General features: G+C 52.0%; 15 protein-coding genes. 14 read left to right on the forward strand and 1 reads right to left on the reverse strand.

Going from position 1 to position 13099, the window contains the following annotated elements; translation table 11 throughout:
• Window positions 1-26: 26 nt before the first annotated feature.
• Entirely contained in the window at window positions 27-308 is a 282-nt protein-coding gene (locus BBD38_RS15135; protein ID WP_331463062.1) for a hypothetical protein, read from the reverse strand.
• On the opposite strand from BBD38_RS15135, the gene BBD38_RS11630 reads away from it, so the two are divergent.
• The 14 genes from BBD38_RS11630 to BBD38_RS11695 all read left to right on the forward strand — a co-directional run bounded on the left by BBD38_RS11630 (window position 241) and on the right by BBD38_RS11695 (window position 13059).
• The gene (locus BBD38_RS11630; protein WP_407919654.1) at window positions 241-1575 is read left to right on the forward strand and encodes a ParB N-terminal domain-containing protein; all 1335 of its coding nucleotides are present in this window, start codon (window positions 241-243) and stop codon (window positions 1573-1575) included. The genes BBD38_RS15135 and BBD38_RS11630 overlap by 68 nt on opposite strands.
• A 257-nt stretch (window positions 1576-1832) precedes the next feature.
• On the forward strand, window positions 1833-2189 hold the full coding sequence (locus BBD38_RS11635) for a DUF7768 domain-containing protein (protein ID WP_066688419.1): 357 nt from the start codon (window positions 1833-1835) through the stop codon (window positions 2187-2189).
• Between the two features lie 50 nt (window positions 2190-2239).
• Window positions 2240-3253 carry a DNA cytosine methyltransferase gene (locus tag BBD38_RS11640; RefSeq protein WP_066688508.1) on the forward strand — a complete coding sequence of 338 codons (1014 nt, stop codon included), beginning with the start codon at window positions 2240-2242 and terminating at the stop codon, window positions 3251-3253.
• A gap of 15 nt (window positions 3254-3268) precedes the next feature.
• Complete coding sequence (locus BBD38_RS11645) at window positions 3269-4042, forward strand: DUF6674 family protein (RefSeq protein ID WP_066688420.1); 774 nt, start codon at window positions 3269-3271, stop codon at window positions 4040-4042.
• 50 nt (window positions 4043-4092) lie between these two features.
• Complete coding sequence (locus tag BBD38_RS11650) at window positions 4093-4563, forward strand: PcfB family protein (protein ID WP_066688423.1); 471 nt, start codon at window positions 4093-4095, stop codon at window positions 4561-4563.
• Window positions 4553-6373 (forward strand): VirD4-like conjugal transfer protein, CD1115 family, encoded by a 1821-nt coding sequence (locus BBD38_RS11655; protein ID WP_066688425.1) that lies wholly within the window; start codon window positions 4553-4555, stop codon window positions 6371-6373. Before BBD38_RS11650 ends, BBD38_RS11655 begins: the two co-directional genes overlap by 11 nt.
• 99 nt (window positions 6374-6472) lie before the next feature.
• Window positions 6473-6685 carry a Maff2 family mobile element protein gene (locus tag BBD38_RS11660; protein WP_066688427.1) on the forward strand — a complete coding sequence of 71 codons (213 nt, stop codon included), beginning with the start codon at window positions 6473-6475 and terminating at the stop codon, window positions 6683-6685.
• Between the two features lie 15 nt (window positions 6686-6700).
• On the forward strand, window positions 6701-7564 hold the full coding sequence (locus BBD38_RS11665; protein ID WP_066688428.1) for a VirB6/TrbL-like conjugal transfer protein, CD1112 family: 864 nt from the start codon (window positions 6701-6703) through the stop codon (window positions 7562-7564).
• Window positions 7565-7586: 22 nt separating this feature from the next.
• Window positions 7587-8180, forward strand: a complete 594-nt coding sequence (locus BBD38_RS11670) for a SpoVG family protein (protein ID WP_235829132.1) — start codon at window positions 7587-7589, stop codon at window positions 8178-8180.
• 23 nt (window positions 8181-8203) lie between these two features.
• Window positions 8204-8941 carry a DNA-methyltransferase gene (locus BBD38_RS11675; RefSeq protein ID WP_066688430.1) on the forward strand — a complete coding sequence of 246 codons (738 nt, stop codon included), beginning with the start codon at window positions 8204-8206 and terminating at the stop codon, window positions 8939-8941.
• Between the two features lie 37 nt (window positions 8942-8978).
• Entirely contained in the window at window positions 8979-9533 is a 555-nt protein-coding gene (locus BBD38_RS11680; protein ID WP_066688432.1) for an MT-A70 family methyltransferase, read from the forward strand.
• Between the two features lie 17 nt (window positions 9534-9550).
• Window positions 9551-9940, forward strand: coding sequence for a PrgI family protein (locus tag BBD38_RS11685; RefSeq protein ID WP_066688433.1), 390 nt, complete (start codon window positions 9551-9553; stop codon window positions 9938-9940).
• Window positions 9894-12248: a VirB4-like conjugal transfer ATPase, CD1110 family gene (locus tag BBD38_RS11690; protein WP_330672306.1), complete on the forward strand. Its 2355-nt coding sequence runs from the start codon at window positions 9894-9896 to the stop codon at window positions 12246-12248. The genes BBD38_RS11685 and BBD38_RS11690 overlap by 47 nt, the downstream gene beginning before the upstream one ends.
• Before the next feature lie 55 nt (window positions 12249-12303).
• On the forward strand, window positions 12304-13059 hold the full coding sequence (locus BBD38_RS11695; protein WP_066688434.1) for a PD-(D/E)XK nuclease domain-containing protein: 756 nt from the start codon (window positions 12304-12306) through the stop codon (window positions 13057-13059).
• The last annotated feature ends 40 nt before the right edge of the window (window positions 13060-13099 follow it).

The raw sequence follows: 13099 nt of genomic DNA on the forward strand, positions 1-13099 counted from the left end.
CACGAGGGAGGTGAACAAATATCCCATTACAAGCCTGAAAATATCAGGCTTTTTTTATGCCATGAAAAAGGAGGGAAAAAACAGATGGCAAACGACAAGCCAAACAAGCCGGAGGAGAAAAAAGCGGCAGCCGGAAAGCTGGCGGAACAAAAACCTATCCGGAACAAAGAAAGCGTTTCCCAAAAACCGGAAACAAAATCGGTTGTTCCGCCGGAAAAAGGAAAGCCGGAAAAAGCAAAAATGATAAATCCAGTCAAAGCACCGGCGGCTTCTGCAAAGGAGGGGCCAAATCCTGCTTCCGTCCCCAAACAGCCGGAAACAAAAAAGGCGGCGATCCCCGGTCAAAGCAAGGGGATACAGGTAAATGAAAAGACGGACAAGAAGCCGGAAGAAAAGCCCAAACTTTCACCCATGCCGAATAATAAGGTAAAAAGCGAATCGAAATTGAAAGAAGAAAAGCCCGTGATCCCTTTTCCCGCAAAAAAGGAAATGGCAGCACAGGGCAAGGAAAAAAACGCCGGGCAGGGAGAAACTGCGGAACGGGCAGCGGAGAAAAAAGCGGACGAGCCGGAACTAAAGGAGCGCAAGGCAAAGTTGGAGAAGGAGCTCCGTGAAAAATTCCATATTCCGAAATCGGAAAAAGCGGCGGAACCGTGGAAAGCCCCGGAGGTAGAACAGGTCGTGCGCATCCCACATAATGAGCTCCACTCGTTCAAGGATCACCCGTTCAACGTGGAGAAAAACACAAAATATATGGCGTTTGTGGCGAGTATCCGCGCGCACGGCGTAACGCAGCCAGCCATCGTCCGCCCCCGCCCCGCCGGCGGCTATGAGATCGTTTCGGGACACAGGCGCGACGAAGGCGGTAAAGACGCGGGCATACCATATACCCCGTGTATCATACGCGCGCTGAACGACGACCAGGCGATCCAGCAGATGGTCGAGGATAATGTCAACAACCGGGAGATCGGGACAATGGAGCTCGCACGGGCATTGAAGAAACAGCTTGAATCCCTCAAGCACCAGGGGGCGCAGGAGGCGCTGCAAGGAGATGTGACGGCAAGCGTGGAGGACGTTGGGAAACGCTCCAACGCTATTGTCGCGGAACGAAACGGCATGAGCGTCAAGCAGGTGCAGAGGCATATCGCGCTTACGAACCTTTCCCCCTCTTTGCAGGAAATGGTGGACGGTAAGCGGCTCGGTAATGATAAGACGCTGAAAATAGCGTTTACCCCGGCAGTTGAACTGTCATATATCAAGGATGCAAAGCTACAAGAATATATTGCGGTGGCAATCGAGGGACAGCAATCGACGCCCTCCCTGTCGCAGGCACAGCGCATGAGGGAGCTCGCGCAAAAGAACATCTTAAACCCGGACATGATCGATGGGATTATGCTGGAAGAAAAAAAGGAGGTAGACAAAGTGATCATATCCAGTCAGGAGCTTTCGCAGTATTTTGGAAAGGACAAAACGCCGCGTGAGATGAAAGATACCATACTTCACCTGCTCGACGAATGGAAAGACAAGCAAAAAGATATTGTGAAGCCAAATAAGAAAAACGAGTTGGAGAAATAACGGACCTCGGGCCAACATGGCCCGAACCGCAGGAAAAGGAATATCTGTTATTCCCCGTCGCCGGTGTTTAGATAGCACAGACGGAAACAGGCAGTCAAGGGCGCGTTGCGCCGCCATAGGCGGTTTTAACCCTTGACGGCCTGTTCCGGCCTGTGCTTTTTTTGTGCCCAAGCGGCGGGGATCAAGAAATTCCCCAGAGCCGCCCCCGCCCAAGAATGGGCGGGCGTGGGGTGGGCTGAAAGAAACGGAGGCAAAGAATGAAACGGCCATTGGCATATTTATCAGCCGCATGGAGCGGTAAACAGAAAACGGACATCGAACAGGCAGCGCGGTACTGCCGGGCGGTATATGAAGCGGGCGTTTCTCCCATTTGTCCGATCCTGTACCTGCCTTTGTTCCTCAACGACGCTGTCCCGAAGGAGCATAAGAGCGGGATAGATATTGGGCGCGACCTGCTGCGGAGAGCCCATGTGCTTGTGGTATGCGGGAACACAATCGACGAAAATGTGAAAAATGACATTGCCATTGCGGGACGGCTGCATATCACAGCAACGACGCTGGAAGGGATTATGGCGGTCAAGGGACAGGGCGTGAAAAGGCAGGACAGCCGTTGATCACGCTGGGCAGCCTGTTTGACGGGATCGGTGTATTCCCGCTTGCGGGTATGAATTGTGGTATCACGCCTCTATGGGCGAGTGAGATCGAAAAAATCCCCGTTTCTATCACAAAAAGGCATTTCCCCGGTATGGAGCATTTGGGAGATATTACCGCCCTGCATGGGGCGGAGATCCCGGCGGTGGACGTTATCACATTCGGTTCCCCCTGCCAAAATTTATCGGCTGCCGGGAACCGAACAGGGCTTTCCGGGGAAAAATCCAGCCTGTACCACCACGCGATACGCATTATAAAGGAAATGAGGGAGGCGACGAATGGCAGGTATCCAGTTATCGCTGTTTGGGAGAACGTCATGGGAGCGTTTTCATCAAATGACCGGATGGATTTTAGAGCCGTGCTCCAGTCTTTCACAGATACCGAGGTTCCAATGCCTGTTAGTGGAAGATGGGCATGCGCCGGAATGGTGCGAGGGGGACGTCCTGACGTCGCATGGAGATTGCTGGACGCCCAGTATTGGGGAAAGCCCCGGCTGCCGCAGCGCAGGCGGCGCATCTTCCTCGTGGCAGATTTTGGAGGCGAACGCGCCGGAGAAATATTGTTCCGGCCCGGCGGTGTGCAGCCGGATACTGCGGCTTGCGGACAAAGCGGGATGCCCGCCGCCAAAAGAAATAGAGTACCTGCTGCTGAAACAGGGCGGGAAATATCCGGGATCACGGTCTGCCCGTTCCAAAAAATACGGATGCGGGGAACGGCGGGACGCAAAGACACAAATAGTTTTTTGGGGAGTTTTGGAAAACGCGGAGATCCCTTTCCCACCATATTAGCCAGCGATACCAATACCTTTGCGCTGTGGTACGGGGAGGAATACAAGAACGGCGTGATCCGCGACCTCATGCCGGTTGAATGTGAACGTCTCATGGGCTTGCCGGAAAATTGGACAAGATACGGCGCGGACGGCAGGGAAATATCGGACAGCGCGCGGTACCGCGCGCTTGGGAACGCAATCGCGCTTCCATGCGCTGAATACATTATGCGCGGAATCGTGGAGGCGTTGGGAGGATAACAGAATGGAGGAAATATGCCGGAAATACTCATTACAAAAAATACTCATGTGGCGGAACTGCTTGCCGTGCTGAACCGGGATAGCCCTGAATGGTATGGATTGAATATTCTTCTCGGCCAGATCGCGGACATACAAAAACAACTGGATACGGCGGTACATGAGCTTGCGGAAGTGCGGCGCGGCCTTGCGGACGCACAACAGCGAAACCATCCTGCCAAAATGGCTTTGCAAAAAGCAGAAGAAGCTATGCGGCAGTATGTTTCGGGCCTGCGGGAAAAACTCCAACGGCTGAAAGAAGCAGTGGCCGCCGGATGTAAAAATGCTTTCTCGGCGTTCCGGGAAAAAGGAAATGCCGCGCTGGCCCATCTCTCCCGCTTTTTCAAAGTGCAGCCCATATTGGAAACGATCCGCAGCGACGCGGAAAAAGCAGCGAAAATGGCGGAACAAGCGATCCGCGCTGTCGAGGCGGCGGGCACAAGATACCATGAAGCCGGGCGTAACCTGCGTAACGCGGGACGTGCGCTTTCGGGCAAGAGCGGCATAACGGAAGCAAAACCAAACGGAAAAGCAGTACGAGGCATGACTGCCCCGTTCCGCGCCGCGTGTTCCTGTTCCAAAGGAATCGGAAAAAATACGGAAGCAGCGCTCCAACATTTGAAACAGTTGGAGGAAAAGGCCGCGAAGCCACCGCATATCAAAAAGGTACTGCGGGAGTGCGGGAAACAAGCGGAGCGGGAAAACCGAAGCAAACGAGGACACAGGGACAAAAATATCGCCCATGAGCGGTAGGGATGGCTGTTTCGGGCCAAGTTGGCCCGAAGCGGGAAGGAGGCGTAATTTTGCAGGAAGATATTGAACGGCGCTTTTTAGCCTTGTCCGTATCGGCGGGCAGGATGACGGGCAGGGTATTGGCAAGGGCGTTGTCGTCGGCGCTCCGGCAGATACGGCGGGCCCGCCAAAAGGCGCATACCCCGCATGGCAGGCAAAGCGTGAAAAAGCTGATGAACCATGCCGAAACGATAAACAGTATCCCGCTCGACGGGAACACGCGCCTGTTCGACCGGACGGCGCGAAAATATAACGTGGACTATGCTTTTTACAAGACCGGGCCGAAAAAATACCTGCTGTTTTTCAAGGCGAAGCAGGCGGACGCGATCACGGCCTGTTTTTCGGAATACACCAAACGCGCCCTGCGTAAAGGTCGGAAGCCGCCCATACGGGAACAGGTGAGGCAGGCTGCCGATCTTGTACGGAATAAACAGTCGAAGGAACGTACACGGGAACGGGAGGCGGCGCAAGATGGAAGGTAAACTCAAAAAGTATGCACTCCCGCTTGTTCCCTACCTGTTCCTATTTTGGGTGTTTCTAAAGTTCGGCACAGCTTACCGGATCGCGGCTGGGGATATGTTTTGGGAAAAATTAGCCGGGCTGCCGCATAGCCTACATGCGGCGTTTGGAACGATAGCGCCGGGGCTGGACGGCTTCGATTGGCTGATTGGGCTCATCGGAGCTGGGCTTGTGTGGCTTGCTGTGCAGTATAAAAAACATAACGCAAAGAAGTTTCGCAAAGATGAAGAATACGGTACGGCGCGCTGGGGTACGGCAAAGGACATCAAACCGTTTATTGATCCGGTTTTTCAAAACAATGTCATTTTGACGGGAACGGAGTTCCTTACAATGAACGGCCGCCCCAAAAACCCGGCAAACGCGCGCAATAAAAACTGCTGTGTTATCGGCTCGTCCGGGAGTGGCAAAACCCGGTTTTGGCTCACGCCGCAGCTCTTGCAGGCGCACAGCTCGTATGTGGTTGTCGATCCCAAAGGCAGCCTGCTCGGACAGGTGGGAAAATTTTTAGAGAGGCAGGGTTACAGGATCAAGGTGTTCAATAGTATAGATTTTTCAAAATCCATGCACTATAACCCCCTCGCATATATCCGCACGGAAACAGATATTTTGAAGTTTGTCAACGCTCTGATCCTCAATACAAAAGGCGACGGCAAGGACGGAGACGAGTTCTGGACGAAAGCGGAAACGCTGCTGTACTGCGCCCTGACAGCATATATCGTATTCGAGGCACCGGAGGAGGACAGGAACCTCAATACCCTTGTGGAGCTCATCGACAGCATGGAGGTCAGAGAAAACGACGAGAATTTCCGCAATGCTGTGGACTATATGTTCATGGGCCTTGAAAAGCGGAAGCCAAATTGCTTTGCGGTCAGGCAATACAAAAAGTACAAGCTGGCGAGCGGCAAAACGGCAAAATCCATCCTCATAAGCTGCGGCGCGCGGCTTGCCCCGTTCTCCATCCCGCAGCTACAGGAGATCATGAGCTACGATGAACTGGAGCTCGACCAAACGGGAGACCGAAAAACGGCAGCGTTCTTCATCATTTCGGACACGGACAGCACCTACAATTTCATCGTTGCCCTCGCGTTTTCGCAAATGTTTAACCTGTTGTGCGAACGCGCGGATAACAAGTACGGCGGCAGATTGCCTCATCATGTGCGTTTTTTGTGGGATGAGGCGGCCAATACCGGGCAGGTACCGGGACTGGAAAAACTCGTCGCGGTCATCCGTTCGCGGGAAATATCCCTATGCCTGTTCTATCAGGCGCAGAGCCAATGCAAGGCCATATACAAGGATCATGCTGAAACCATTATGGGCAATATGGATTCCATCATATTTTTGGGAGGCCGTGAGCATACGACGGTCAAGGAGTTATCTGAGACGCTTGGCAAGGAAACGATCTCTATGTATACGGACAGCAGGACGCGGGGCCAGTCAGAAAGCTATGGACAGAACCTGCAAAGGCTGGGAAAGGAGCTTATGACGATAGACGAGCTCACCACCATGCCGGGAGATAAGTGTATTTTACAGCTTCGGGGGCTGCGCCCCTTTTATTCCCCAAAGTACCGTTTGGAACGGCACCCGAATTACAGGCAGACCGCAGAAGCGGACGCAAAGCGCAATGCTTTTGACCTGTCTGGCCTTGTGAGCCGCCGCATGAGACCAAAGCCGGAGGAACAGTATGACGTTTACGAGGTGGACGTTACCGGGGAGGAAGCGGACGATGATATTTTGGATTACGATGACATAGACGATCCCGAAGCGTTTGGATGACAGTATATATGCTTCGGGCCAAGTTGGCCCGAAGTAAGGAAGCGAAAAGACCGCCGCAAGGCGGTTTTTGTATTTATGGATAAAGGAGGCAGGTAGTTTATGGGATTTTTTTCAAGTGCAGTAGAAACGCTGCAAACCCTTGTGATCGCGTTGGGAGCCGGGCTTGCCGTGTGGGGCGTGATCAATCTACTCGAAGGTTATGGAGCGGACAATCCGGCGGCAAAGTCGCAGGGGGTAAAGCAACTTATGGCCGGGGGCGGAGTTATTTTGCTCGGTGTTACGCTGATCCCGATGTTGTCCGGGCTGTTTTAGCGAGAGGCAGCGGTTATGGTCATCTTCGAGTGGATCGGCGAATGGCTGAAAGGCGTGCTGATCGACGGTATCATGTGGAACATGGAAACACTGTTCTCCGATGTGAACAACCAGATCGGAGAAGTGGCCGTGCTGGCGGGGACTTCTCCCGCCGCATGGGACGCGGATATTTTCTCGCTGATACGGCAGCTATCTGAAACGGTGATACTTCCCATTGCCGGCGTGATATTGACAGGGATCGTGTGTTACGAGCTCATACAAATGATCGTTGAAAAGAACAACCTGCACGACCTCGATACATGGATATTTTTCAAGTGGATATTCAAGACGTTTGTCGCGGTAATGATCCTGTCAAACACATTCAACATTATTATGGCAATCTTTGACGTATCGCAAAACGCGGTAGCGGGGGCGGCGGATATCATCGACAGTTCCACGGCAATAACGCCGGATATTATCCTCGATGTAGAGGAAAAATTACAGGCGATGGATATTGGCCCGCTCATTGGGCTGTGGTTCCAGTCGCTTTTCGTGAAGCTGGTGGTACCGATACTGAACATAGTGATCTTTGTCATTGCATACGGCAGGATGATAGAAATATATCTGCTCACGAGCCTTGCGCCCATTCCGGCAGCCACGGTCGCCAACCGGGAAACATCACAGGTCGGGCAGAACTATTTCCGGTCGCTTGCGGCAATCGCTTTTCAGGGCTTTCTTATTATAGTATGTATCGGGATTTACGCGGTACTCGTCAAGAATATCGCGGTGAGCGATAACGCCTTTGACGCGATATGGGGCGTTTTGGGGTACACCATCCTTTTATGCTTCGCGCTGTTTAAGACGGGAACACTCGCAAAATCTATTTTTGGAGCACATTAAAAATATTTCGGAGGAAAAAATCATGGCAAAAAAGGCAATGGAAAATCAGGAAATGGAACAGAATCAGGTACAGGCAGAGGTAAAGCAGCCTGCTCAAAAGACGGAGCAGGAACTTGCAGAGGAACGGCATTATCTTTTCGACGCCCCGATCTCGGAGCTTGCTGAATACGCCGGGGTGAGTGTGGACGAAGCGGTGAAGCTGCGTGTCATGGAAATGGTAAAAGCCGCACCGCCGAAAATGGAGATCACCGTGCGCCCGGTAGAGCCGCAGGGCAACCTGTACGGATTCGCGTGGATCACAGTCGGCGGTATCACCATAAACGACTTCAAAATTGTGGAAAACAAGGACGGCGAGTTATTTGTCGGTATGCCGAGCAGGCCGGACGGCAAAGGTGGCTACCGCAGTATGGCTTATGTGGATAAGGATATTCGGAAGGAGTTTAACGCGGCGGTGATCGAGGAATACCACACGGCGGTGGAACGTGTACAGGCCAGAGCGGCGGCGCTGAAAGATAAGCCGCGCATGGCGGAGCAGATGGAAAAAGCCGGAAAACAGGCGGCGGAGCATAACGCGTCCCGCCCTACCCCGACAAAGGAAAAAACGGCGGAACGTTAAAGGAGGAAAATGGACAATAAGGAATGAAAGAAAATGAGATATACTGCATGGACGGCATAGAGGGGCTTTCCTCCCTGCCGCCCGCGTCGGTAGATATGCTTTTGACCGATCCGCCCTATGGCACGACGCGCAACGCTTGGGACGTGCGGCTTCCTTTGCCGGAGTTCTGGACGGCGGCGCGGCGGGCAGTCAAGCCGAATGGCGCGATCCTGTTGTTCGCGCAATGCCCCTACGACAAAATATTAGGCGTGTCCAACCTGAAAATGCTGCGGTACGAATGGGTGTGGTACAAGGATCGCGGCACGGGATTCTTAAACGCGCGGCGCGCACCCCTGAAAAAGTCCGAAAATATCCTTGTGTTTTATCAGCATTTACCGGTGTACCACCCGCAATATGAGTACAGGGAACCGTACCTGCGGACGCACACGAGCATGGGGCAGAGCAGCAATTACGGGAAGTTTATCCGTTCTGGCTCCATATCGTCGCCGGACGGACGGCGGTTTCCCGGCAACGTGATCCAGTTTAAGACGGTGAGCAAAGGAATCCACCCGACGCAAAAGCCGGTGGAGCTTTGCGAATACCTCATCAGGACATATACCGGCGAAAACGATCTTGTCGTGGACGTCTGCGCCGGGAGCGGGACGACGGCAGTCGCGTGCATCAATACAGGCCGCCGCTTCCTCTGTTTTGAAAATTCCCGCACATATTATCCGCTTGCCAAAGAACGCATCAGGAAGGCAATGAGCGAAACAAAAGAATAGCGGCTTCGGGCCATGTTGGCCCGAAGCGAAAGGAGGATTGTTTATCAAAAAGTACAATATTATTCTGGCCGATCCGCCGTGGCGGTATGCCAATAAAGGCGGGCAAGGTACGGCGGAACACCATTACCCCACGATGATCCTCGATGAAATATGTGCACTGCCCGTTGCGGAGATCGCCGCGAAAGACAGCGCGCTTTTCTTATGGGCTACTTTCCCTATGCTGCCGGAGGCGCTGCGTGTGATCCGCGCGTGGGGGTTCCGGTTCAAAACCGTCGCGTTCGTATGGTTGAAGCAAAACCGGAAAGCCAAAACATGGTTTTACGGCATGGGGTTTTGGACGCGCTCCAACGCGGAGGTCTGCCTGCTGGCAACGCGCGGACACCCGAAGCGGCAGGATAAAGGGATTCACCAGTTTATTATCTCCCCCATAGAGGAGCACAGCAAAAAACCGGATGAAACGCGGGAGCGGATCGTGCGGCTGATGGGCAACCTGCCCCGCGCGGAGCTTTTCGCCCGGCAGGAAACACCGGGATGGGACGTGTGGGGCAATGAAGTAAAAAGTACGCTACCAACATATTTTGGATCGAGTTAAGCAAGGAGGTTTTCGGATTGGCGTATGTAAACGTACCAAACGATCTGTCTAAAGTAAAAAACAAGCTGGTCATGGGTTTGACAAAACGCCAGCTTATCTGTTTTGGAAGCGCGGCGGCTGTTGGGATTCCCGTTTACCTGTGCAGCCGTGCGGCTATCGGCAATACCGGGGCAATGTTCCTTATGATCGCCCTGATGCTGCCGTGTTTCCTGTTCGCCATGTACGAGCGGGACGGCCTGCCCTTTGAAAAGGTCTTGCGGAATATACTTCGTGTAAAATTCCTGCGTCCGGGCATACGGCCATACAGGACACAAAACTTTTACGCATATTTCAGTGAAAACACAAAGGAGGAGAAAGAGTTTGGCACAAAAAAGCACGTCCACAGGAAACAAACGCCCTGTCGTTAAAAGGGATAAGCGTGCCTTATCCGCACAGGAAAGCATCCCATACCGCGAAATGCTGCGGGACGGCGTGTGCCGCGTTTATGGGGATTATTACACCAAAAGCATAGCGTATGAGGACATCAATTATTCGGTAGCGTCGCGGGACGACCAAGCCGTTATTTTCGACGGGTACTGCGCGTTCCTCAATTATTTTGACAGCTCTCTGCCGTTCCAGATGTCCTTTATTAACCGCCGCTCCCGCCCGGATGACAGGCGGATTGTCAATATCCCAATGCAGAAAGACGGCAGCGACGCGATCCGCAGCGAGTTCGTGGAAATGCTGAAAACACAGGCGGCCAAAAGCAATAACGGCATCACGCGCTCAAAGTACATTACCTTTGGTATCCACGCGGACAGCCTGAAAACGGCGCGGATGCGGCTTGACCGTGTAGAAGCGGATATTATGGGGAATTTCAAACGTTTGGGTGTAAAATGCCACCCGCTTACCGGGTGGGAACGCCTTGCGGCGCTGCATGGACAGCTTCATCCTGGCGAACGCGAGCCGTTCCTGTTTGCGTGGGACATGATTCCGCAAACGGGTATGAACACCAAAGACTTTATCGCTCCCACTTCCTTTGATTTCCGGCAAAGCCGGACGTTTCGCATAGGCTCGGCGTGGGGCGCGGCCTCATATATGCAGATCATGGCTTCCGAGCTTTCGGATAAGCTGCTCACTGAAATGCTGGAGATCGACGCCGAAATGTCCGTTACCCTGCACGCCCGCGCGATAGACCAGTCAAAGGCGATCAAAATGGTAAAAAGGAAGCTGACGGATATTGCCCGCATGAAAATGGACGAACAGAAAAAAGCGGCGCGTTCCGGTTATGATATGGACATCCTGCCGCCCGACCTTGTGCTGTTTTCAAAGGATGCGGCGGAGCTTTTGACAGACCTGCAAAGCCGCAACGAGCGGATGTTTTTGCTTACATTCCTCGTGGTGAACACTGCGCCCACACGGCAGCAGCTTGAGAACGATATTTTTACGCTGTCCGGCGTTACGCAGAAATATAACTGTTTTTTGAAGCGGCTGGATTTCCAACAAGAGCAAGGATTTATGAGCAGCCTGCCCCTCGGCTGGAACGGGATCGAGATCGAGCGAGGCATGACGACGAGCAGCACGGGGATTTTCGTTCCTTTCCTCACGCAAGAGCTCCGCATGGGCGGCCCGTCCATCTACTATGGCATGAACGCGCTTTCCCACAATATTATCATGGCGGACAGAAAAAAACTGAAATCCGCAAACGGCCTGTATCTCGGTTCCACGGGGAGCGGCAAGAGCTTTGCCGCAAAGCGTGAGCTTATCCATGTGTTCCTCGCCACAAAGGACAGGATCATTGTGGTCGATCCAATGGGCGAATACGCGCCGCTGATCCGACGGCTGGGCGGACAGGTCATAGAGCTTGCCCCAGACAGCACGCATTATATCAACCCCATGGACATGAAAATGAATCTTACAGACGAGGACAGCCCGCTTTCGCTGAAAGCGGACTTTTTATTATCCCTGTGCGAGCTTATTGTCGGCGGGCGGGACGGTTTGCAGCCCATTGAAAAAACAGTCATTGACCGTTGTGTGCGCACCGTTTACAGGGATGTGGTGCTGTATCCGGAAACAGCGAAAATGCCCCTGCTCCAAGACCTGTACCGGCTTTTGGGAGAGCAGCCGGAGCCGGAAGCAAAGCGCATCGCAACGGCGCTGGAGCTGTATTGTACGGGATCGCTCAACCTGTTCAATCACCATACAAATGTCAATCTGAATAACCGCGTGGTGTGCATCGTCCTGAAAAAACTCGGAGAGGGCTTACGCAAGATCGCCATGCACATCACCAACGAATTTGTGCAGACGGCGACGAGCGCCAATTTTGCGGCGGGAATCGCAACGTGGTGTTATTTCGACGAGTTCCACGTCCTGCTGCAAGACAGCCTTTCCGCTTCGTACTTTGTACGAATCTGGAAGATGCTGCGGAAAAAGGGATGCGTACCGTCAGCCCTCACACAGAACGTAAAAGACCTGTTTACCAGCCGCGAGATCGAGAACATTTTGGAAAACACGGATTTCATGGTACTTCTTGCACAGGCGCAGGGCGATCGGGCGATCCTTGCCAAACAGCTTAATATTTCCGAATATCAGCTATCCTACATCACACACAGCCAGTCCGGCGAAGGCCTGCTGTTCTTCGGGGACGTCACCATCCCATTTGTTGACCGCTTCCCGCACGGCGAAATTTACGATTTGCTCACGACGCGACCAGATGATATAACAAATGCAAAATAAACCATTTTATCTTTTTGGGAATAAGATATGATATTATTACATTGAGGTGATATTTATGGGAAAGCAATCATTGGATGAAACGCGCGAATTGAAAGTCCTATTACATCAGGTTAAGGCATTTATTGATACCATGCAAGGAGTTCTTAACAATAAAGAAATGGCGGAGCATTCTCGATATGTCGCCTACAAAGATATGGCATGTATATATAATGATTTTGCGGAAAAAGTTCGCCAAAAGACTAAAGTAGCGAGTATGTTCTATACTTTTAAAACAGATGAAATGAAAGGCTATATGGATACTCTTTGGGGAGAGCAGAAAAGAATTTTTGAGCAAGTATTGATTGCTGCTAAAATGCTATATGCTACTTTGGAAGGAACTTTGGACTTCGTTGATGACGAGTTTGATAATCTGGAGAGCTTTTTTGGATCACGTCTTAGGGCTGCTGTTCACAACAAACCCGAAAAGGAAATGGAGATTCAAGATGTTATTGAAGTGCTGTTATTAGGCCGCGGATTGGGAAAAGGAACGGATTACGACAGAGAAACAGGCAAATTTAAGTTTTCGGGTAAAGAATACATACCGGATTTTATTATTCCAAAACTTCAACTGTGTATTGAAGTGAAATTGTTGCGAGATGGGAAAAAATCAAAAATTATCGAAGAAATAAATGCTGATATAACTGCGTACAGCAAGCAATATGAGAGACAATTATTTATTGTATATGACTTAGGCTGTATTCAAAATGAAGAAGAATTTAAGAGGGATATTGAAAGTATGGGGAATATTAAGGTGCTAATTATCAAGCATTAGCTGTAACCCGCCCACTGTGGCGGGTTTTCACTTTCAGGGA

Source organism: Christensenella intestinihominis, assembly GCF_001678845.1.
GTDB lineage: Bacteria > Bacillota > Clostridia > Christensenellales > Christensenellaceae > Christensenella > Christensenella intestinihominis.